General features: G+C 73.8%; 20 protein-coding genes. 10 read left to right on the top strand and 10 right to left on the bottom strand.

Annotation, left to right across the window (positions count from 1 at the left end):
• The first annotated feature begins 157 nt into the window (after positions 1-157).
• The 4 genes from KUM42_RS16020 to KUM42_RS16005 are packed head-to-tail and all read left to right on the top strand — an operon-like array spanning position 158 to position 4,614.
• Complete coding sequence (locus KUM42_RS16020; protein ID WP_237493523.1) at positions 158-1,705, top strand: sugar ABC transporter ATP-binding protein; 1,548 nt, start codon at positions 158-160, stop codon at positions 1,703-1,705.
• Positions 1,698-2,726, top strand: coding sequence for an ABC transporter permease (locus KUM42_RS16015; protein ID WP_237493522.1), 1,029 nt, complete (start codon positions 1,698-1,700; stop codon positions 2,724-2,726). The genes KUM42_RS16020 and KUM42_RS16015 overlap by 8 nt, the downstream gene beginning before the upstream one ends.
• Complete coding sequence (locus KUM42_RS16010) at positions 2,723-3,727, top strand: ABC transporter permease (protein WP_237493521.1); 1,005 nt, start codon at positions 2,723-2,725, stop codon at positions 3,725-3,727. The genes KUM42_RS16015 and KUM42_RS16010 overlap by 4 nt, the downstream gene beginning before the upstream one ends.
• Positions 3,724-4,614, top strand: coding sequence for an aldose 1-epimerase family protein (locus tag KUM42_RS16005; protein ID WP_237493520.1), 891 nt, complete (start codon positions 3,724-3,726; stop codon positions 4,612-4,614). The genes KUM42_RS16010 and KUM42_RS16005 overlap by 4 nt, the downstream gene beginning before the upstream one ends.
• A gap of 2 nt (positions 4,615-4,616) precedes the next feature.
• On the opposite strand, the gene KUM42_RS16000 is transcribed toward KUM42_RS16005, so the two are convergent.
• Positions 4,617-5,612, bottom strand: coding sequence for a LacI family DNA-binding transcriptional regulator (locus KUM42_RS16000; protein ID WP_237493519.1), 996 nt, complete (start codon positions 5,610-5,612; stop codon positions 4,617-4,619).
• 101 nt (positions 5,613-5,713) lie between these two features.
• Here KUM42_RS16000 and KUM42_RS15995 point away from each other — a divergent pair, with 101 nt between their 5' ends.
• Positions 5,714-6,550 carry a phytanoyl-CoA dioxygenase family protein gene (locus KUM42_RS15995; RefSeq protein WP_237493518.1) on the top strand — a complete coding sequence of 279 codons (837 nt, stop codon included), beginning with the start codon at positions 5,714-5,716 and terminating at the stop codon, positions 6,548-6,550.
• A gap of 60 nt (positions 6,551-6,610) precedes the next feature.
• Here KUM42_RS15995 and KUM42_RS15990 read toward each other — a convergent pair whose 3' ends face one another.
• A complete protein-coding gene (locus tag KUM42_RS15990; RefSeq protein ID WP_237493517.1) occupies positions 6,611-7,822 on the bottom strand; it encodes a threonine synthase in 1,212 nt (403 codons plus the stop codon).
• 57 nt (positions 7,823-7,879) lie between these two features.
• Between KUM42_RS15990 and KUM42_RS15985 the strand changes: the two genes are divergently transcribed.
• Positions 7,880-8,608 (top strand): molybdopterin-dependent oxidoreductase, encoded by a 729-nt coding sequence (locus KUM42_RS15985; protein ID WP_237493516.1) that lies wholly within the window; start codon positions 7,880-7,882, stop codon positions 8,606-8,608.
• Positions 8,592-9,224: a cytochrome b/b6 domain-containing protein gene (locus KUM42_RS15980; RefSeq protein ID WP_237493515.1), complete on the top strand. Its 633-nt coding sequence runs from the start codon at positions 8,592-8,594 to the stop codon at positions 9,222-9,224. Before KUM42_RS15985 ends, KUM42_RS15980 begins: the two co-directional genes overlap by 17 nt.
• Before the next feature lie 6 nt (positions 9,225-9,230).
• Here KUM42_RS15980 and KUM42_RS15975 read toward each other — a convergent pair whose 3' ends face one another.
• The 3 genes from KUM42_RS15975 to KUM42_RS15965 all read right to left on the bottom strand — a co-directional run bounded on the left by KUM42_RS15975 (position 9,231) and on the right by KUM42_RS15965 (position 13,874).
• On the bottom strand, positions 9,231-11,177 hold the full coding sequence (locus KUM42_RS15975; protein ID WP_237493514.1) for a potassium transporter Kup: 1,947 nt from the start codon (positions 11,175-11,177) through the stop codon (positions 9,231-9,233).
• Positions 11,178-11,304: 127 nt separating this feature from the next.
• On the bottom strand, positions 11,305-12,726 hold the full coding sequence (locus KUM42_RS15970) for an FAD-binding oxidoreductase (protein WP_237493513.1): 1,422 nt from the start codon (positions 12,724-12,726) through the stop codon (positions 11,305-11,307).
• A 71-nt stretch (positions 12,727-12,797) separates the two neighbouring features.
• Positions 12,798-13,874 carry an FAD-binding oxidoreductase gene (locus KUM42_RS15965; protein ID WP_237493512.1) on the bottom strand — a complete coding sequence of 359 codons (1,077 nt, stop codon included), beginning with the start codon at positions 13,872-13,874 and terminating at the stop codon, positions 12,798-12,800.
• An 83-nt stretch (positions 13,875-13,957) separates the two neighbouring features.
• On the opposite strand from KUM42_RS15965, the gene KUM42_RS15960 reads away from it, so the two are divergent.
• On the top strand, positions 13,958-15,391 hold the full coding sequence (locus KUM42_RS15960; protein WP_237493511.1) for an MDR family MFS transporter: 1,434 nt from the start codon (positions 13,958-13,960) through the stop codon (positions 15,389-15,391).
• An 8-nt stretch (positions 15,392-15,399) separates the two neighbouring features.
• Here KUM42_RS15960 and KUM42_RS15955 read toward each other — a convergent pair whose 3' ends face one another.
• Complete coding sequence (locus KUM42_RS15955) at positions 15,400-16,227, bottom strand: SDR family oxidoreductase (RefSeq protein ID WP_237493510.1); 828 nt, start codon at positions 16,225-16,227, stop codon at positions 15,400-15,402.
• Positions 16,228-16,328: 101 nt separating this feature from the next.
• On the opposite strand from KUM42_RS15955, the gene KUM42_RS15950 reads away from it, so the two are divergent.
• Complete coding sequence (locus KUM42_RS15950) at positions 16,329-17,162, top strand: helix-turn-helix domain-containing protein (RefSeq protein WP_237493509.1); 834 nt, start codon at positions 16,329-16,331, stop codon at positions 17,160-17,162.
• On the opposite strand, the gene KUM42_RS15945 is transcribed toward KUM42_RS15950, so the two are convergent.
• Positions 17,149-17,976 (bottom strand): helix-turn-helix transcriptional regulator, encoded by an 828-nt coding sequence (locus KUM42_RS15945; RefSeq protein ID WP_237493508.1) that lies wholly within the window; start codon positions 17,974-17,976, stop codon positions 17,149-17,151. The two genes, KUM42_RS15950 and KUM42_RS15945, sit on opposite strands and share 14 nt — an antisense overlap.
• Positions 17,977-18,077: 101 nt before the next feature.
• Between KUM42_RS15945 and KUM42_RS15940 the strand changes: the two genes are divergently transcribed.
• Entirely contained in the window at positions 18,078-18,773 is a 696-nt protein-coding gene (locus KUM42_RS15940; protein WP_237493507.1) for an SDR family NAD(P)-dependent oxidoreductase, read from the top strand.
• Between the two features lie 52 nt (positions 18,774-18,825).
• Here the strand turns inward: KUM42_RS15940 and KUM42_RS15935 are convergent, their stop codons facing one another.
• The 3 genes from KUM42_RS15935 to KUM42_RS15925 all read right to left on the bottom strand — a co-directional run bounded on the left by KUM42_RS15935 (position 18,826) and on the right by KUM42_RS15925 (position 21,044).
• Positions 18,826-19,098, bottom strand: coding sequence for a hypothetical protein (locus KUM42_RS15935; protein ID WP_237493506.1), 273 nt, complete (start codon positions 19,096-19,098; stop codon positions 18,826-18,828).
• Between the two features lie 180 nt (positions 19,099-19,278).
• Positions 19,279-19,764 carry a hypothetical protein gene (locus KUM42_RS15930; RefSeq protein WP_237493505.1) on the bottom strand — a complete coding sequence of 162 codons (486 nt, stop codon included), beginning with the start codon at positions 19,762-19,764 and terminating at the stop codon, positions 19,279-19,281.
• Positions 19,765-19,829: 65 nt separating this feature from the next.
• Complete coding sequence (locus tag KUM42_RS15925) at positions 19,830-21,044, bottom strand: HNH endonuclease signature motif containing protein (RefSeq protein WP_237493504.1); 1,215 nt, start codon at positions 21,042-21,044, stop codon at positions 19,830-19,832.
• Positions 21,045-21,189 lie beyond the last annotated feature (145 nt).

The following is a 21,189-nucleotide window of genomic DNA, read 5'->3' as shown; positions in this document are numbered from 1 at the left end:
TCAGCACCGCCCCACCTGACCGGTGCCCCCGCCCCACCCGGGCGGGGGCACCGGGCCACACCGCTCGACGAGGAGCCCGGTGTCCCACTCCCTGCCCACCACACCCGGCCGTCCGGCGGGTCGGCCGCACGACGGCCCCCTGCTCAGCGTCTCGGGGGTGACCAAGTCCTTCGCCGGGGTGCACGCCCTGCGCGGCGTCGACTTCACCCTCTCCCCCGGCTCCATCCACGCCCTCGTGGGCGAGAACGGCGCCGGTAAGTCCACCTTCATCAAGGTGCTCACGGGCGTGCACGCCGCCGACGCCGGCGAGGTCCGCTTCCTCGGCGACCCGGTCGCCTTCTCCCGCCCCGCCGACGCCCAGGACGCCGGGATCTCCACGATCTACCAGGAGATCAACCTCGTCCCGCTGCTCACCGTGGCGCAGAACATCTACCTGGGCCGCGAGCCGCGCCGCTTCGGCCTGGTCGACACCCGCAGTCTCAACCGGCAGGCCGCCGAGCTGGTGCAGCGGCTGGGCATCGAGGTCGACGTCCGCGCGGAGCTCGGCTCGCTGGGCCTGGGCGTGCAGCAGATGGTCGCCCTGGCCCGCGCCGTCTCCATCGACGCCCGCGTCGTGATCATGGACGAGCCGACGTCGTCGCTGGAGGTGCGCGAGGTCGAGACGCTGTTCGGCGTCGCCCGCACCCTGGCCGCCTCCGGCGTCGGGCTGGTCTTCGTCTCCCACCGCCTCGACGAGCTGTGGGCGCTGTGCGACACGGTGACCGTCCTGCGCGACGGCCGAGCCGTGCACACCGGGCCGATGGCCGACCTCGAGCGGGTCCGCCTGGTCTCCCTCATGCTCGGCCGCGAGGTCAGCGACGTCCGCGCCGAGGGGACGACGGACTTCGGCGCCTCGCACGCCCAGGGCGACGCCCCGCTGCTGTCGGTCTCCGGGGTCGACGTCCCCAACCGGCTGCGCGGCGTGGGCCTCACCGCCCGGCCCGGCGAGGTCGTGGGCCTGGGCGGTCTGCTGGGCTCCGGCCGCAGCGAGACCCTCAAGGCGATCTACGGCGACCTGACCACCACCTCGGCCGACGTCGAGGTCGGCGGCACGAAGGTCAAGGCCGGCTCGGTGAGCCGGTCGCTGCGCGCCGGGATCGCGTTGCTCTCGGAGGACCGCAAGGCCGAGGGGATCGTCCCGGACATGTCGGTGCGCGACAACATCGCGCTGGCCGTGCTGCCCAAGATGGCCCGCGGCGGGATGATCTCCGACGCCCGGATCGACGCCCTGGTCGACACGTTCATGCGCCGGCTGCAGATCAAGGCCTCCAGCCCGCGGCAGAAGGTGCGCGAGCTGTCCGGCGGCAACCAGCAGAAGGTGCTCATCGCCCGCTGGCTGGCCACCGAGCCCAGGGTCTTCCTGCTCGACGAGCCCACCCGCGGCATCGACGTCGGCGCCAAGCGCGAGGTCCAGGGCCTGATCGACGAGCTGGCCGACCAGGGCCTGGCCGTGGTGCTGGTCTCCAGCGAGATGGACGAGCTGGTCGAGGGCAGCGACCGGGTCGTCGTCCTGCACGACGGCGCCGTCTCCGGCGAGCTCGACGGCGACCGCCTCACCTCCGCCGAGCTGCTCCGGGTCCTCGCCGGCGGCATCCCCGAGGAAGCCCCCACCCCGCCCGCCGCCGGCGCGCACGCCGCCACCCCGGAGAGGAACCACCGTGGTTGAGCACACCGCGACCGCAGCGGGCACCACCCCCGCTCCCCCACCGGCGTCCGCACCCCCGGCCGACGCCGCGCCGTCGCGCCGCCGGCTCGACGGTGAGTGGTTCCGCCGCAACGGCGTCTACCTGGGGCTGGTGGCGCTGGTCCTGGTCAACCTGGTGATCACCCCGCACTTCGCCAGCACCGGGTCGCTGCGGCTGCAGCTGGTGCAGGTCGCGCCGATCATCGTCGTCAGCCTGGGCATGGCCCTGGTCATCGGCACCGGCGGCATCGACCTCTCCGTCGGTGCGGTGATGGCCATGACCGCGGCGGTCATCCCGCTCTACATCGGCTACGGCACCCTCGGTGCCATCGCCGTCGGGCTGATCGCCGGCGTGCTCTCCGGCGCCCTCGCCGGCAGCGTGGTGGCCCGGATCGGGGTGCAGCCGATCATCGCGACGCTGGCGATCATGGTCGGCCTGCGCGGCCTGGCCAACATCGTCGGCGGGCAGATCAAGAGCATCCGCGACCCCGGGTTCCGCACCCTGGGCAGCGGCTCGGTGCTCGGCATCCCATGGGTCGTGCTGATCGCGATCGTGGTGGCGGTGCTGGTCTGGGTGCTGATGAGCCGCACCACCTTCGGCCGCCAGCTGGTCGCCATCGGCGGCAACGACCGGGCCTCGGCGCTGGCCGGTCTGCCGGTGAAGCGGGTGCTCACCACGGTCTACGTGATCTCCGGGGTGCTGGCCGCGCTGGCCGGCGTGCTGCTCGTGGCGCGCAACCAGGCCAGCGACCCGACCCAGCTGGGCCGGCTGGTCGAGCTCACCGCGATCACCGCGGTCGTCGTCGGCGGCACACCGCTGACCGGCGGCCAGGTGCGGGTCCTGGGCACGGTGGCCGGTGCGCTGCTGATGCAGCTGATCACCTACACCCTCGTCGCCCACGACATCACCAACTCCGTCGCCCAGATGGTGCAGGCGGTCATCGTCGTCCTGGCCGTGTACGCCCAGGTGGGCACCCGGAAGCGGCGGAGGTCGCGCGCATGAGCACCATCGAGACCACTCCCCAGGCGGCCGGCACCGACGCCACCGCGCGCCGGCTGAAGTTCGTCCAGCGCGTGCAGCGGCAGGGCGCGCTCGCCGTCCTGGTCGTGCTGTGCCTGGTGGCCACATTCCAGTTCGACACCTTCGCGACCGGGGCGAACATCCGCTCGATCGGCCTGCAGGCGTCGTTCCTGGCGGTCATCGCGCTCGGCATGACGTTCGTGATCTTCACCGGCGGCATCGACCTGTCGGTCGGCTCCGTCTTCGCCCTCGGCGGCGTGCTCGCCGCCTGGGCGGCGCAGGAGTACAACACCCTCGCCGCGGTGCTCGTGCCGCTCGTGGTGTGCGGGGCGATCGGGCTCGTGCAGGGCCTGGTCATCGCCTACGGCAAGCTCGCGCCGTTCATCGTCACCCTGGCCGGGCTGCTGTTCGCCCGCGGCCTGCTGCTGTTCATCAGCGACGAGGGCGCCACGGTGAACAAGGTGCCCGCCGACAGCGCCTTCCGGCACCTGGCGCAGGGCAGCCTGCTGGGCATCCCGTACCCGATCTGGATCGTGGTGGTGTTCTTCGGCATCGGGGCGCTCGTGCTGCACCGCACGTCCTTCGGGCCGACGGTGCTGGCGATCGGTGGCCAGGAGGACGCCGCGGACCTGATGGGCCTCCCCGTCGCCCGCACCAAGGTCATCACCTACACCGCCAGCGGCCTGCTCGCCGGGTTCGCCGGCGTGCTCATCGCCAGCTACACGTCCTCGGGCGTGGCCATCATCGGCGTGGGCACCGAGCTGCAGGCCATCTCCGCGGTGGTGCTCGGCGGCACGCTGCTGGCCGGTGGCGCCGGCACGATCTTCGGCACGCTGGTCGGCGTCCTGCTGCTGCAGGTCATCGCCAACGTGATCAACCAGGTCGGCTCGCTGAACTCGAACTGGCAGGACCTGGTCAGCGGCGGCATCCTGCTCGCCGTCGTCGTCCTGCAGCGCTACCTCGCCGGGACGGTCCGCAGATGACCCCCACCCGCAGCTGGACCATCCGCTCGGGCGGGCACGAGGCCGTGATCGGCCGCACGGGTGCGGGGGTGCGCGACTACCGGGTGGACGGCGTCCCGGTCGTCGACGCCCTGGGCGAGCGGGAGGTGGCCTCGGCCTACCACGGCCTGGTGCTGGCGCCCTGGCCCAACCGGGTCCCCGACGGGCGCTGGAGCTGGGCGGGTGAGGAGCTGCAGCTGCCGGTCAACGAGGCGGCCACGGGCTGCGCGCTGCACGGGCTGGTGGCCTACACCGCCTGGCAGGTGCGGGAGCAGACCGAGGACGCCGTGGAGCTGGGCGTCTCGATCGAGCCGCAGCCGGGCTACCCGTTCGCCCTGGACCTGACGGTGCGCTGGTCGGTGGGCCCCGACGGGCTGCGCTGCGCGACCGGCGTGGTCAACACCGGCTGGGACACCGCCCCCTTCGGCGTGGCCGTGCACCCCTACGTCGTGCTGCCCGGGTGCGGTGTGGACGACCTGGCGCTCACCCTCCCCGCGGCCAGCTGGCTGGAGACCGACGAGCGGCTGCGACCGGTCGCCCTGCACCCGGTCGACGGCGGCGACCTCGACTTCCGCCAGGGCGCACCGCTGCGCGGGCGGTCGCTGGACACCGCCTTCACCGACGTCACCGGCCAGGTGGCGCGGGTGACCGGCGGCGACCGGGCGGTCGAGGTGTGGGCCGACCCGGCGTTCGGCTGGTGGCAGGTCTACACCTCCGACTACTTCCCGGAGGGCTCCGAGCGGCACCGGCACGCGCTGGCCGTGGAGGCCATGACCTGCGGGCCGGACGCGTTCAACACCGGGCGCGACCTGCTCACCCTGGAGCCGGGCGCCCGCTGGGCCGCGGCGTGGGGCGTGCGGGCGGTCTGAGCTCAGCTGCTCTCGCGGACCACCAGGCGGTGGCCGGCGGTGTGCACCCGGGCGGGGGTGTCGTCGCCGGCCAGCCGGGCCCGCAGCACCTCGAGCGCGAGTGCGGCGATCTGGTCCCGGTCCGGGGAGACGGTGGTCAGCCGCGGGACGGCGTACCGGCCGTCCTCGATGTCGTCGAACCCGACGACGGCGACGTCCTGGGGCACCCGGAGACCGGCGTCGACCACGGCCCGCAGCGCGCCGAGGGCGAGCTGGTCGCTGAAGCAGAAGACGGCGTCCGGCGGCTCGGGTGCCTCCAGCAGCTCGGTCATCGCCCGGTGCCCCTCGTCGCGGTGCAGCGACCCGACCGGGGCCTCACGGTCGGGACGCTGCTCCAGCCCGGCTGCGGCCAGCGCCCGGCGGTGACCGAGCAGGCGCTGGTGGGCGGTCGCGTTGCCCAGCGTGGGCCGGACGCCGATCGCGGCGATGGCGGTGCGCCCCCGGGCGGCCAGGTGCCCGACGGCCTCCTCGGCGGCGCGGACGTTGTCGATGACCACGTGGTCGACCGGCGGCGCACCCTCGTGCTCGCCGAGCAGCACGATCGGGGTGGCGTCGGAGCGGCTGGCCAGCTCCTGCGCCGGCACCGACCAGGGGCTGAAGATGACGCCGTCGACGAGCTGGCTGCGCTCGCCGTTGAGCAGCCGGCGCTCGCGCGCGGGGTCGCCGTCGGTCTGGTCGATGAGCACCGTCCACCCCTCGTCCTCGGCGATCCGCACGGTGCGCGCGGCGAGGTCGGAGAAGTAGGGCGAGTCGATCTCGGGGACGACGAGGGCGAGCAGCCCGGTGCGGCCACGGCGCAGGTTCCGGGCGGCCATGTTGGGCCGGTAGCCGAGGGTGTCGATGCTGGCCTGCACGCGGGCGCGGGTGTCCGGGGCGACGTGCCGGAAGTCGTTCACCACGTTGGAGACCGTGCGCACCGAGACGCCGGCGTGCTCCGCGACGTCGCTCAGCCGCACCATCGCCGTCCCCTCCCTGGTCTGTCCGACGACTTCGACGCTACCCCTTGCATCGTGGCATGCAACGTTGCAAACTGGTCTCACCCACTGCGAGGGAGAACACGATGACGACCACTGCCCAGGCCCCCACGGACATCGACGTCCAGGCCATGCGCGACCGCATCTACACCGACGGCATCGTCGGCGTCCCCGGCGCCTTCTCGACCGAATGGGCCGACCAGCTCCACCGCGACATCATGGTGGCCTTCGAGGAGGCCCGGTCCCGCGAGAACGGCGCCATCGGCCGCGGCCCGAAGCGCTGGTACGTCGAGGTGCACCCCGAGCAGATCAGCGGCTTCCTCGAGCTGGTCACCCACCCCGCGGTCACCGGCGCCTGCGAGGCCGTGCTCGGCCCGGACTACGAGATCGTCGAGATCGGCTTCGACATCCCGTTCGAGGGCGCGATGAACCAGCCCTGGCACCGCGACTTCCCGAGCCCCGAGCTCACCTACCGGGACAGGACGATCAACTCGCTGGCCATCAACGCCACCGCGGTCGACACCGCCGAGGACATGGGCCCGTTCGAGATCGCCCCGGGCACCCAGTTCGACCACGACCCGTCGTTCAAGCACGAGATGTTCCCGCCGAAGGACATGTGGTCCCGGTACGAGGAGCGGGCGGTGAAGAAGTACCCCAAGCGCGGTGACATCTCCATCCGCTCCGCCCTCACCATCCACCGCGGCACGGCGAACCAGTCGGCGAAGTCCCGCCCGGTGCTGGTGCTCGGCGTCGACGCCCCCGGCGCCGGCCACGGCGCGATGCACGACCTGGCCGTGACGAAGGGCTTCTGGGAGACGCTGCCGGAGTCGGTGCGCGCCCACCTGAAGTGCCCGGTGGTCGACGAGCTGACCCCGATCACGCAGAAGCACGACATCGAGGGCCTGGAGATGGGCGAGGCCTGACCTCCCCCCGCTCCGCCGACGCGCGTCCGCCCCTCCCCGGGGCGGGCGCGCGTCGCTCGTTCACGGGATGACGCCGTCCGTGGCCAGCGTCGGGACGTCGACCGGCACGGTGTCGGGGTACAGCAGCCCGGTCCCGGTGTTGAGGACGACGACGTCGTCGGTGCTGCTCAGCCAGCCGGACTCCCTCAGCTGCCCGACCGCGGCGAAGCAGGCCGCACCCTCCGGGCAGACCCAGGTGCCCTCGTCCTGGGCGAGCGCCACCTGGGCGGCCAGCAGCGCCTCGTCGGTGACCGCGATCGCCGTCCCGCCGGTGGACCGGACGGCGTCGAGCACGAGGAAGTCACCGAGCGCCTTGGGCACGGTGATGCCGAAGGCGACGGTGTGCGGGTCGGCCGGCGGGGTGCTCTCGGCGAGCCCCGCGTCGAAGGCGTCGACGATCGGCGCGCAGCCGGTGGCCTGGACGGCGACCAGGCGCGGCAGGTCACCGGTGATCCAGCCCAGCTCCCTGAGCTCCAACAGCGCCTTGTGGATCGCGATGATGCCGACGCCACCGCCGGTCGGGTAGAGGATCACGTCCGGGCAGCGCCAGCCCAGCTGCTCGGCGATCTCGTAGCCCATCGTCTTCTTGCCCTCGATGCGGTACGGCTCGCGCAGCGTGGCGGTGTCCTGGTAGCCGGTGCGGGCGGCGACGGCGGCCTTGATGAGCGCACCGGCGTCCCCGATCAGTCCGTCGACCAGGTACAGCTCGGCACCGGTGACCACGCACTCCCGGCGGGTGATCTCCGGGGCGTCGACCGGCATGGCGATCAGTGCGTCCATCCCGGCCCGCGCCGCGTAGGCCGCCCAGGCGGCACCCGCGTTGCCGTTGGTGGGCATGGCGATGCCGCGCACGCCCAGTTCCTTCGCGCGGGAGACGCCGACCGCCGCGCCGCGGGCCTTGAACGCACCAGTGGGCACCAGGCCCTCGTCCTTCATCCGCAGCCCCGGGACGCCGAGGCGGGCGCCGTGCGTGGGCAGGTCCAGCAGCGGCGTCATGCCCTCGCCGAGGGTGACCACGTGCGCGGGGTCCCGCACCGGCAGCAGCTCGTGGTACCGCCACAGGCTCGGCGGGCGGGCCGCGATCTCCGCCGTCGTCACGGTGCCCGCCACCTGCTCCAGGTCGTAGCGGGCCAGCAGCGGTGCACCCAGCGGCGAGGTGCCCTGGACGACGTCGGCGTCGTGCCGCGACCCGTCGCGCGAGCACTCCAGGTGGGACAGCGAGGAGAAGGTCACCCGCCCAGTCTGCCCACCGGGCGACGGCGCACAGCCGGAGCGCCGATACTCGCCCCGGTGACCCCGCCGCCGATCCCCCGCCCCGACGGCGCCCCGATCGGCCGGCGGGTGTTCCTCGGGCTGCTGGGTCTCGCTGCGCTGGGCACCGTCGGCGGCGCCGCACTCCAGGCGCGGGTGTCGCCGCTGATCGCCGAGCTGCAGATGCGCGACCCCACCGGGCTGATCTCCGCCCTGCCCCTCGGCGAGGGCTTCCGCTACTACTCGGTCACCGGCGGCGTGCCCGAGGCGACCGCCGACGGCTACCGGCTGGCGGTCTCCGGGCTGGTCGAGCGGCCCGGACAGCACACGCTGGCCGACCTGCAGGCGATGCCGCAGACCGAGCTGGTGCGCGACTTCCAGTGCGTGACCGGCTGGCGGGTGCGTCAGGTGCCGTGGGCCGGGGTGCCGCTGTCGCACCTGCTCGACCTGGCCGGCCCCACGGGCGCGGCCACGGCGGTGCGGCTGACCTCCTTCGACGGCGAGTACACCGAGAGCCTGACGCTGGAGCAGGCCCGCCGTCCCGACGTGCTGGTCGCGCTGCAGATGCTGGGTGCCCCGGTCACCCACGACCACGGCGGGCCGGTGCGGCTCTACACCGCGCCCATGTACGGCTACAAGAGCATCAAGTGGCTGAGCGGCATCGAGCTCACCACCGACGTGCAGCCCGGCTACTGGGAGGACCGCGGCTACGACCTCGACGGCTGGGTCGGCACGACGAACGGGCGCGACGATGACCCGACCGCCTGAGGGCGAGCTCCTCCGCTTCTCCCGTGCCGTGCGCTGGGTGCACGGGCTGGCCGGCGGCCTGGTGCTGGTGCTCCTCGCCTCCGCCGCGGTGCTCTACAACAGCCAGCTGCAGGTGCTGGTCGGCCACCGCCCCGTGGTGGAGGCGGTGCACGTCTGGACCGGGTTCGCCCTGCCGCTGCCGGTGCTGGCCGGGCTGCTGTTCCGCACCGTGCGCGCCGACGCAGCCGAGCTGGACCGCTTCACCGCCCGCGACTGGCAGTGGCTGCGCTCCCCCACCCGCCGCGACGGCACGATCCCGGTGGGCAAGTTCAACGCCGGGCAGAAGCTCAACGGCTCGCTCAGCGCCGGCGCCAGCGCCGTCCTGCTGCTCACCGGCGCGGTCATGTACCTCACCGCCCTGACCCCGGTGGCCTGGCGCACCGGGGCGACGCTCGTGCACGACTGGACGTCGCTGGCCTTCGGGCTGCTGGTGGTCGGCCACGTCTACCACGCACTGCGCGACCCGATCGCGATGCGCGGCATCCGCACCGGCACGGTGCCGCTGCGCTGGGCCCTGCACGACCACCGCGGCTGGGTCGAGCAGCTGCTCGGCCCGCTGGAGCCGCCCGCTCGTTGACCCGGCTCAGACCTCGACGTCGCTGCCCATCGTCACGGTGGAGTCCGGCGGCAGGTTGAAGTAGGCCGCCGGGTTGGCCGCGCTCTTGGCCAGGACGACGAACAGCGCCTTGCGCCAGGGCGCCATGCCGGGGGCGTTGGTGCGCCGGATGGACCCGCGGGACAGGAAGTAGGACGCGGCCTCGAGGTCGACCGGCGGCGGCCGCAGCAGGTCCTCGGCCTGGGCCTGGCGGAGTGCGGCGGGCAGGTCCGGCTCGTCGGCGAAGCCCAGGCGCACCGACAGGTGCTGGATGCCGTCGTCGACGTAGCCGAGCTCGTCGACGGTGAGCCGCTCCGCGGGGGGCACGTGCGGCACGTTGGCCGAGGCCATCGACACGATGATCACGGTCTCGTGCAGCACGTGGTTGTGGTGGGTGTTGGCCCGCAACGCCAGCGGGGCGGTGTCCTTGCTGGGGTGCGGGAAGACCGCGACGCCGCGGACCCGGGCCTTGCCGTGCCGGCGGGCCTCGATGACGAAGTCGACCATCGAGCCCTCCATCCGCCGCCGGTTGGCGCTGACGATCTCCCGGCCGCGCCGCCAGGTGGTCATCACGGTGAACACCAGCGCCGCGATGAGCAGCGGCAGCCAGCCACCGTGCACGACCTTGGACAGGTTGCCGGCGAGGAACACCAGCTCCACGCCGCCGAACCCGATGGCGGCCAGGACGAGCTTCCACGGCTGCCAGTGCCACAGCACCCGGGCGACGAGCAGCAGCAGCACGGTGTCGACGACGAGCGCACCGGTGACCGAGACGCCGTAGGCGGTGGCCAGCCGCTCGGAGGACCGGAAGCTGAGCATCAGGACCAGGACGCCGACGAACAGGATCGCGTTGACCCCGGGCAGGTAGATCTGGCCGCTCTCCTCCTCCGACGTCTGCTTGACCGTGAGCGGCGGGAGCAGGCCGAGCTGCATCGCCTGGCGGGAGAGGGAGAAGGCACCGGAGATGACCGCCTGGCTGGCGATGACGGTGGCGGCGGTGGCCAGCACGACCATCGGCAGCCGCGCCCAGTGCGGGTAGAGCAGGAAGAACGGGCTGTCGGCGGCGCCGGGCCGGTGCAGGATCAGCGCGGCCTGGCCGAGGTAGTTGAGCACCAGCGCGGGGAAGACGAAGAAGAACCAGGCCCGCATGATCGGCTGACGGCCGAAGTGGCCCATGTCGGCGTACAGCGCCTCGGCCCCGGTGATGACCAGGACGACGGCGCCGATCGCGACGAAGGCGATGCCCGGGTGGTCGACGACGAAGAGCACGGCCCAGGTGGGCGAGAGGCCCTGCAGCACCTCGACGTGCTGGACGACCTGGGCGAGCCCGCCGAGTGCGAGCGCGGCGAGCCACAGCGCGGTGACCGGCCCGAACAGCCGGCCGACCTTGCCGGTGCCGAACCGCTGGGCGGCGAACAGCAGCGTGAGGATGACCGCGGCGATCGGCAGGACGACGTGGCTGAGCGCGGGAGCGGCGACCTCGAGGCCCTCGACCGCCGACAGCACGCTGATCGCCGGGGTGATGACCGAGTCGCCGTAGAACAGCGCCACCCCGACCACACCGATGAGCAGCAGCCACTTGGTGGGCCGGCCGCGCTCGGCGTAGAGCCGGCGGGCCAGGGCGGCCAGCGCCATGACCCCGCCCTCGCCGTCGTTGTCGGCCCGCATGATCACGCCGACGTACTTGACGCTGACGATGAGCGTGATCGACCAGAACATCAGCGAGATGACGCCGTAGACGTCGCCCTCGGTGGGCAGGACGGCGCCGTCGTCGATGGAGAACACGGTCTGCAGCGCGTAGAGCGGGCTGGTGCCGATGTCACCGAAGACGATGCCGAGTGCCGCCAGCACCAGTCCCTTGCGGGCGTGGGCCGTCACCGGCGCCCGCGACGCCCCGCCACCGTCGACGTCCGGCGTCAGCACGGACTCGTTCATCGCACACACCTTGGCTGCACGACGAGCCAGTGTCGTCGCCCCGCCTGTGCCGCGCTGCGCGAGGTCCCTCACGTGGCGGGAGCGAGCTGCCGGGGTCCCCGCCCGGTGACGACGACGCGCCCCGTCGTCACCGGACGGTCGACCCCAGCGGTGCCACGTCGTGGGTCAGCCGGAAGGTGTTGGCCGGGTCGACGGCGCGCTTGACCTGCCGCAGCCGCGCGAGGGTCGAGGGGTCGTGCGCGGCGGCCACCGCCTGCCGGTCCACGTCCCCGGCGCCCACGAAGTTCGCGTTGCGCCCGGGCACGACCGCGGGTGCCAGCGCCTCGACGAGCGCCTCGGTCCAGGCGAGCGCCGGGGCTGCCTGCTCCTCCGTGCCGGGCACGAGCGCGTGCAGGACGAACTCGGCGTGCCGGCCGGCCGTGGCGTTGGCCGCCTCGCTGCCCCGGGCCAGCGCGCCGCCCAGGTGGCGCAGCTCGAGCACCGGCACCGGGCACGCGGCGCCATCGCCGGCCCACTCGAGGAGGGTACCGACGGCCTCGTGGGTCAGCGGTCCGAGCAGCGCCGACCGGTTGGAGACGGTCACGGGGCCGGTCGGGTCGGCGTGGATGCTCGCGAACTCGCGGTAGGGCAGCTCCCCGACGGTGTCGACCAGCAGCGGCGCCGCCTCCCGCAGCGGCCGGAGCACCTCGTCGGCCGCGGCGGCGGTGCCGAGGTGGGAGACGCGCACCTGGACGACGAACCTGCCGCGCAGGAGCTCCGGCACGGTCGGGAGCGGCGGCATGCGCAGCAACGCGACTGAGGTCGTCAGCTCGTCGGGGGCGGTCGCGGTCAGGTCGGCGTAGGCGTGCAGGACGGCCGCGGCGTCCGCACCGGCGAAGAAGAGCCCGCCGGCGTGCAGCCGGGACACCGGGAAGAGCCGGAACGACATCGAGGTGACGATGCCCAGGGCGCCCTTCGCGCCGAGCAGCCCCCAGAAGAGGTCGGCGTCCGGCCCGTCGGCGGTCACCCGGCGCAGCGCGCCGTCGGCGGTGACGACGTCCATCTCCTGCACGGCGTCGGCGGCCCAGCCGAACGCCCGCCCCATCGTCGGGCTGAGCCCGCCGCCCAGGGTGTAGCCGACGACGCCCACGGTCGCCGAGGAGCCGTTGAGCGGCGCCAGCCCGTGCGGTGCCGCGGCGTCGACCACCTGCTGCCAGGTCACGCCGGCCCCCACCGTCGCCGTCCGGGTGGACGGGTCGATCCGCACCCCCGACATCCGCCGCGTCGTCACCAGCACCGCACCGTCCGCGCTGAGCCAGGTCTGGTGACCGGTGGCCATCACGGCGACCGGCAGCCCGCGGTCACGGGCGTGCCGGACGGCGGCCTGGACGTCGGCGGCGGTGGCCGCACCGACGACGACCGCCGGCCGGTGGGTGACCGCCAGGTTGAACGGCGTGCACTCCTCGGTGTAGCCGGGCTCCCCGGGCGCGAGGACGACGCCGGAGACGGTGGCGGCGAGCTCGGCGAGGCCCGGGTCGGACGTCTGCGGCGGTGCCGGTTCGATCGTCATGCGACCAGTCCAGCCGCCGGGTGTGGACGATGTGTCGACGTCCGTCCGCGGGCCGGTGCACCGGTCGCCGGTCAGCCGGGGAAGCGGTCCACCCGGAACGCCGACAGCAGCGGGCTGGGCTCACCGCTGAGCACCTCGCCGGCCAGCAGCTCCCCGGCGATCAGCCCGAGCGTCGCGCCGCTGTGGGTGAAGGCGACGTGCAGCCCGTCGACGCCGGGCACCGGTCCGAGCACGGGGTGCCCGTCGCCGGGCACCGGCTTGCGCCCGACGCCGTGGGACTCCACCGTCAGCGCCGGCCGACCGGCCAGCACCCGGGACGCCTCCTGCAGCAGCTCCGCGACCGTGGCGTCGGGGACTGCGTAGCTGCCGTCGTCCCGGCGGACGACCTCGCCGGCCGACCAGTCCGCGTCCATCGCCAGCGACCCGCCCGGTGCCGGCCGCAGCGCGACCCGCGGGGTGTTGAGCACGGCCGTGAGCGGGGTGTCGACCGGCACCGTCCGCACCAGCAGGGCGTTCGACGTGGCGTCGGGGACGACGACGCCGAGCTCGGCGAGGGCCGCCGGCACCCCGGCGCCGGTGGCCAGCACGACGGCGTCGGCACCCACCACCGCGCCGTCGCCCGTGCGGACGCCGGTCACCCGGCCGCCGGCCACGACGGGCGAGCAGGCACCGGCCGACGTGCGCACCGCTCCCCCGGCGGCGACCAGGTCGTGGGCGAGGGCGTCGACCAGCGACGGCAGGTCGACCCACCCCTCCGAGGGGTTGAACAGCGCACCGTCGGCCGGGACCGCGGCCGGGTCGACACCCGGCACCCCCGCGGCCACCTCGTCGGGCGTGAGCCACTCCGCCGGGTAGCCGATCGCCGTCTGGTGCTCGTAGGCGGCCCGCACACCCTCACCCCACCGCAGCCCGCCGCGGAGGGAGACGTGTGCGCCGGACGCGCGGTACCGGTCGAGGCCGAGCATGCGCAGCCGGTGGTACTCGGCCGGGAACTCGCCGGCGGAGTTCAGCCAGGACAGCGACCGCCCCGACGCCTCGCTGGCCAGCCCGGCCTCGGTGAGCAGCGTGACCCGCGCCCCCTGCCGGGCCAGGTGCGCGGCGGTCGAGACCCCGAGCACTCCCCCACCGACGACCACGACCTCGCGCATGCCCCCAGGCTGCCACGCGGGTGTGAGCAAGGTCGTTCGTTGTCCTCAGCACCACGGGCGCCGAGCGAGGACCATGGTCCCCCGTGACCACAGCGACGGCGTCAGCAGGAGTCGGCTTCCGGTCCGAGCGGGGGCCGGTGCTGATCGGCGTGATGCTCTCCACGGCGCTGGTCGCGATCGACTCGACGATCATCGCGACCGCGGTGCCCTCGATCGTCGCCGACGTCGGCGGGTTCGCGCAGTTCCCGTGGCTGTTCTCGATCTACCTGCTGGCCCAGGCGGTCACCGTGCCGGTGTACGGCAAGCTCGCCGACGTCTTCGGCCGCAAGCCCGTGATGATGTTCGGCATCGGGCTGTTCCTGCTGGGCTCGGTGCTGTGCGGCTTCGCCTGGAGCATGGGCGCGCTGATCGCCTTCCGCGCCGTGCAGGGCATCGGCGCGGGTGCGGTCCAGCCGATGGCCATGACGATCGTCGGCGACCTGTACTCGCTGTCCGAGCGGGCCAAGGTGCAGGGCTACCTGGCCAGCGTGTGGGCGATCAGCTCGGTCGTCGGGCCGACGCTGGGCGGGGTGTTCAGCGAGTACGTCAGCTGGCGTTGGATCTTCTTCGTCAACGTGCCGCTGTGCGTGCTGGCCGCCGGGATGCTGTGGCGCAAGTTCACCGAGACCGTCACCCGCAGCCGCCCGCAGATCGACTACCTCGGCGCCGGGGTGCTCACCGCGGGCCTCACCCTGCTGGTGCTCGGGCTGCTCGAGGGTGGGCAGGCCTGGGCGTGGACGGCACCGCAGAGCATCGGCGTCCTCGGGGCCGGCGTCCTGCTGCTGGCGGCGTTCGTGGCCGTCGAGCGGCGCGCCGCGGACCCCGTCGTCCCGCTGGCACTGCTGGGCAACCGGCTGATCGTCACCACCAGCCTGATCTCGGCCTGCGTGGGCGCGGTGCTGCTCGGGCTCACCTCCTACGTGCCCACCTACGTGCAGGAGGTGCTGGGCACCGGACCGCTGGTCGCCGGCTTCGCCCTGGCCGCGCTCACCATCGGCTGGCCGGTCTCGGCCTCCCAGGCGGGCAAGCTCTACCTGCGGATCGGCTTCCGGGCCACCGCGCTGCTCGGGTCGGCCGTGGTGGTCGCGGCGACCGCGCTGCTGCTCCTGCTGGACGCGACGTCGAGCGTCGTCCAGGTCGGGGCCACCTGCTTCGCGATCGGGCTGGGCATGGGCATCACCGCCGCCCCGACGCTGATCGCGGCGCAGACCGCGGTGGGCTGGCAGCAGCGCGGCGTCGTCACCGGCACCAACATGTTCTTTCGGTCGATGGGCAGCGCCCTGGGCGTGGCCGCCTTCGGCGCGGTCGTGAACGCCACGGTGGGGGCGGCGTCGCTGGAGGGCGCGGGCGTGGACACCGGGCTGCTCACCAGCGCGGTGCACCACGTCTTCATCGCCACCGCGGTGGTCGCGGTGCTGCTGCTGGTCGCCGTCCTGCTGATGCCCCGCCACGACCGGCCGGAGCCCGCGGCCGCCTGACCCGGAGGTTAGCCGTCCGTGGCGCCGGCGGTGACCCGCTGGCCGCGCACCTGCTCCAGCCGGGACTCCAGCGACGCGGTGACCGCCGCCCACGAGTCGCTGCCGAGCACCAGGCGGAGCGGGGCGGGGGTCTGCTCGACGCTGTCGATCATCGCTGCCACCATCCGTCCGGGGTCCCCGATCACCCCGGGCGGACCCCCGTCGCGGAACGCCCGGACGGCGGCGGCCGGTGAGCCGTCGTAGGCCTCCAGCGGCTCGGCGAAGCGCAGCCCGTTCGGACCGAACCCGGTGCGGGCGCCGCCGGGCTCGACGATCGTGACGCCGATCCCGAACGGCACGACCTCGGCGGCGACGGCCTCGCAGAAGCCCTCGATCCCCCACTTGGTCGCGTTGTACAGCGACGACCCGGGCCAGGCGGCCTGACCTGCGGACGACGACACCTGGAGCACCCGCCCGCCGCCGGCCGCACGCAGGTGCGGCAGCGCGGCCCGCACGAGCTGGATCGAGCCGAGCAGGTTGGTGTCGAGCTGGTGGGTGACCTGCTCGTCGCTGAGCTCCTCGGCCGCGCCGAACAGCCCGTACCCGGCGTTGCTGACGATCACGTCGAGCCGGCCGAGGGCAGCGGCGGCGTCGTCCACCACGCCCCGGATGCGGTCGGTGTCGGTGAGGTCGAGCCGGTGGACGGAGAACGCGTCGCCGTGGACGGCGCGGAAGTCGGCGACCGCGTCGGGCCGCCGCACGGTGCCGGCGACCCGGTCGCCGCGGGCGAGGAGCTGTTCGGCGAGCAGCCGGCCGAAGCCGCTGCTCACCCCGGTCACGAGCCAGTTGCGTGTCATGACCCGAGCCTCGGACCCCGGCGCGGCGCCCACCAGGCCGTGTCGAGAGGGGTGCCGGCAGGGCCAGGCACAGCCGCGCCGGTGCGCCCTACCGTCGGGGCGTGACGGAGAACCTGGTCGGGGAGTACCTGCGCGCCCGGCGGGAGCAGGTGCGACCGGAGGACGTCGGCATCACCGCCACCGGCGCGCGCCGCGTCCCCGGCCTGCGCCGGGACGAGCTGGCGATGCTGGCCGGCATCAGCAGCGAGTACTACACGCGGCTGGAGCAGGGCCGCGACCGGCACCCGTCGGCGCAGGTGCTCGACGCGGTCGCCCGTGCACTGGGTCTGGACCCCGCCTCGACCACCCACCTGCACGACCTCGCCGACCCCGCGCCCCGCCGGCGGCGCACGTCCCGCCGCACCGAGCGGGTACGGCCCAGCGTCGCCCGGCTGCTCGCGACGTGGGACCGGACGCCGGCGTTCGTGCAGGGCAGGCACCTGGACGTGCTGGCCGCGAACCCGCTGGCCGTGGCGCTCTCGCCGCTGTTCCGCCCGGGCACCAACCTGCTCCGCGCCGTGCTGCTCGAGCCCGACGCCCACCGGCTCGGGCCGGAGTGGGAGGCGACGGCGGCCGAGCTGGTCGCCGTCCTGCGCAGCGCGGCCGGGCCGGACGTCGCCGACCCGCACCTGGCCGAGCTGGTCGGTGAGCTGTCGGTGCGCAGTGAGCTGTTCCGGCAGCTGTGGGCCCGACACGACGTCCGCCGGCACCCCGGCGGCGGGGTGTACCGCGTGACGCACCCGCAGGTCGGCGACCTCGAGCTGCGCTACGACAAGTTCGCCGTCGCCGACGCCGAGGACCAGGTGCTGGTGGTCTACCAGGCCGACCCGTCCTCGCGGTCGGCCGAGGCGCTGGCCCTGCTGTCCTCGCTGGCCGCGGCGGTCAGCCCGGCATGACCTCGACCGTGCCGAGGGTGCGGATGAGGTCGAACCGGGACGCGTCCTCGGTGCCGGGCTCGGCGGTGTAGGCGACGATCCGCAGGTCGGTGCCGATGGCGGTGAAGACGTCGCAGTCCAGGGTCACCTGCCCGACGAGCGGGTGCACGAAGGTCTTGGACTGGAACCTGTGCTCGACCACGGTGCCCTCGGCCCACAGCTGCCGGAAGCGGTCGAAGGTCTCCAGCTCGGCGAGCACCGTGCGCAGCGCCGGGTCGTCGGGGTAGCGGATGAGCGCGGTGCGGAAGTCCGAGACCAGGGCCCGCTCGTGGCGCTCCCGGTCACCGGGCGACCACACGACCTCCGGCTCGCGGCCAGCGAAGTGCGCGACGACGAGGTTGGTGCCGGGGCTGATCTCCCCCAGCAGCGACCGCCACGCGGCGTTGGCGGTGAGCAGCGTCCAGTGCGAGGTCCAGACGCCGACGGCGACGTCCGGGAGCCGGGCCAGCAGCCGCTGCACGCTGGCCGGGATCAGCGTCGGGACGGCGGTGGGCAGCGGGGCGGGCAGCCCGGCCGCGAGGTACAGCTGGTCGCGTTCGAGGTCCGACAGCTGCAGCACCCGCGCGAGCGAGGCGACCACCTGCACCGAGGGCCGGTCGGCGCGGCCCTGCTCCAGCCGCACCAGGTAGTCGACCGAGACGCCGGCCAGCAGCGCGACCTCCTCGCGGCGCAGCCCGCTGGTGCGCCGGTTGCCCGCGGGGAAGCCCACCGCGGCCGGCTGCAGCCGCTCCCGCCATGCGCGCAGCAGCGATGCGAAGTCCCCACGGTCGGCCATGCGCCCATCGTCGTCCCTCGCGGGCGGGCTGGGTGGTACTGCCAGTCATACGGTCGAACGCGCCTACCCGGCTCTCCCCGGACGGGCGCACCGTTCTGGGCATGACGACGACACTGATCACTGGCGGCAACAAGAGCCTGGGCTTCGAGACGGCCCGGCGACTGAAGGAGCACGGGCACCGCGTGGTCATCGGGGCGCGCGACGCCCAGCGCGGGCAGCAGGCGGCCGAGGAGCTCGGCGTGGAGTGGGTGGAGATCGACGTGACCTCCGACGCGTCGGTGGCCGCGGCGGCCACGACGGTGCGCGAGCGCTTCGGCGGGCTCGACGTGCTGGTCAACAACGCCGGCATCTCCGGCCCGTTCATCGGGGTCGAGGAGTTCGACGGCCCGTCGGTGCTGTCCGTCCTGGACACCAACACCGTCGGCGTCGTCCGGACGACGCACGCGTTCCTGCCGCTGCTGCGCGAGTCCGCGGCGCCGGTCATCGTCAACGTGACCAGCGGACTGGGCTCGTTCACGGTGCGCAGTGACGAGTCCCGGATCGAGCACTCGCTGCCCACGGTCGGCTACTCGGCGAGCAAGGCGGCGGTCAACATGATCACCTCGGTCTACGCCCAGTTCCTGCCGGAGCTGCGGGTCAACACCGTCGACCCCGGCTACACGGCGACGGACTTCAACGGCCACTCTGGCCCGCAGACCGTCACCGAGGGCACCGACGCGATCGTGGCGATGGCGACCATCAGCGCCGACGGTCCGACCGGCACCTTCACCGACCGGCACGGCGCCGTCGGCTGGTGACGCCTCCGACGCGGGGCCGGGCCGTCGTCCCGTCCCCGCGTCGGGCGCACGGTCAGCGGCGGGACACCCACGCGCTGAGGACCAGCCGGGCGGGGCCGACGCACCGCTCCACCCGGTGACTGGTCGGCCAGTCCGGACGCCGGGACGCCTCGTCCCGCACCCGGGCGAGCCGCCGGCCGAGCTGGACGGCGACGTCGTCGTCCGCGGCGTCGAGCGCCTGCGGTTCCGGCCAGCCGGGGGCACTGATGAGGGTGTACCGCGCCTGCGCCTGCCCGTCGAGCAGGGGCTCGGAGTCGGTGACGACGTCGTGCTGTGCGTGCTCCATCGGGAGTCCTCACCTGTTCCTGCCGCTTGTTCGACAGGAGGTCCAGCCCAGCGGTGACACGAGCCGCCCGGACCTGATCGGTGACGCGGTCGGGTGGCTGGAGCACTCATGGTGCCACGACCGGTTGTGCGCGACCGACCTCCGCGCCGACCGGGCTGGGACCTGCACCGTGACGGACCGTCAGGGGCAGGTCTCCTCGAGCTTGACGACGCCGAAGTCGATGGCGCCCTCGGCCTGGCCGGTGATGCGCTGGCCGGCCGGGATGTTCTGATCGCAGACCTGCCAGTTGCCGTCCATCACCTGCTTGCGGATGCCCAGCAGGTCGTGGGACACCGACCAGAAGACGCCGTTCTCCTGGACGGTGTTCTGGGCGATCTGCAGGTTCGTGCCCACCAGGTCCGGCATCGTGAAGTCGACGACGGCAGCTGCCGGGCTGGCCGCCGCAGCGGGCGCCGGCGCCGGGGTGAGCACGGCCGCGGCCGCGGCGGCGGCCGGGGCCGGGGCGGGGGCCGGCGCGGGTGCCGGCGCGGGTGCCGGGGCGGGAGCGGGCGCCACGACCGTCTGGGTGACCGTGGCCGGGGCGGCGGCGGTCTCGTCGGCCCCGCCGGAGCAGGCAGTGGTGAGCGCGGCGGTCGCCGCGATGGTCATGAGGAGGGTCCTGCGCATGCCAGGACCATCGGCAGCCGCAGGCCCATGCGGAACCGTCACGACCGGAAGGGCTGCCCGCAGGGTCAGGGCAGCAGGGGGCCGATGAGGATCTCGGTGCCGTCAGGTCGCCAGGTGCGCCACCGGTGACCGGGTGGTGCCCCGTCGTCACGTGCCACCCGGAACCCGTGATGGACCTTCGTGTGGTGCCGTTCGCAGAGCAAGGCCGAGTTGTCGAGTGACGTCTCGCCGTCGTTGACCCACTCGACGAGGTGGTGGACGTCGCACCAGTGCGTCGGCGCTCCGCAGCCGGCGAAGACGCAATGTCCGTCCCGCTGCTCCACCGCCTTGCGCAGGTGCGGCGGCACCACCCGGTGCGTCCGGCCCACGTCCAGCGGGAGCCCGTCGGGGCCCAGCACCAGCCGGGTGACCGTCGAGTCGCACGCCACCCACCGCGCCCGAGCCGCCGACAGCGTGGCGCCGAACCCGGTGCGCGCGGCGTCTGGTCCGGTCGCGGGGTCCACCAGGTCCTCGACGTCGACGGTCACGATCACGTGCGGCTTCACCGTGCGCAACGTCGGGAGATGACCACTGGCGAGCTGGTTGTCGCACAGCTGCACCAGCGCATCGGCGTTCTGCTGCGCGCGTGTGCGCTCATCACCCTTCGGCCGGTTCGCCTGCACGATCGACTCGATCGCCGCTTCCACCTTCTCTCCCCCGACGGCATCCAGCTCGAAGCGCCCGGTGACGCTGCCGTCGGCGTGCTTCGCGATCGACAGCCGCCGCCCCTCGGTCGGGTCCGGCTCCGGCCCGTCGGGATCCAGGGCGTCCGCGAAGCGCTGCACCGCCACCTTGAGCACGTCGTGCGATGCGCCCGCCGCGATGGTCGCCCAGTCCCGGTCGAAGGCGCCGAGGTCGACGTCCTGCTCCTGGGCGCGGGCAACGTCGGCCGGACGCACGGCGTCGGCCACCAGGTCGACCTGCGCGGCGGTGACCTCCCCGTCAGCGAAGCCGGTGGCCACCGCCGGGAAGTGCTCCAGCACACGGCCGGACCGCACGAGCTTCGACGCATCGTTCGGGGCGAGCCGCGCATGCCCGATCAGCCACGACCGCATGCTCTTCAGCCCGTCGTGCTCGGCGGCCTGGGTCAGCTCCCCGTGCCGCACCGTGCGGGTCAGCTCCGCCGCCACCCGGTTGGCCAGCTGCACCAGCGCCGCCGTCCGCTCCAACGTCTGCCCGTTCGTCAGCCCGTGCAGGTCCTCGGCCGCGAGCGCGTCGACGGCCGACCGGATCTCGCTCACGGACACCTCCCGACGCATTCGAACACTTGTTCGAATCCTACCGCCGCGAGCAGTCGCCTACAACCCGAAAGACCAGCTCAGGCGCCTGTCCACAGATCCGGCCGCACCCTTGACAGCGGCGCGGACGGCACCGGTGACGAGCTCA

Origin of the sequence: Modestobacter sp. L9-4 (genome assembly GCF_019112525.1) — a bacterium.
Lineage (GTDB): Bacteria > Actinomycetota > Actinomycetes > Mycobacteriales > Geodermatophilaceae > Modestobacter.
Note: the sequence above shows the minus strand (reverse complement) of the source record. Positions and strands in the feature narration are given on the sequence as shown.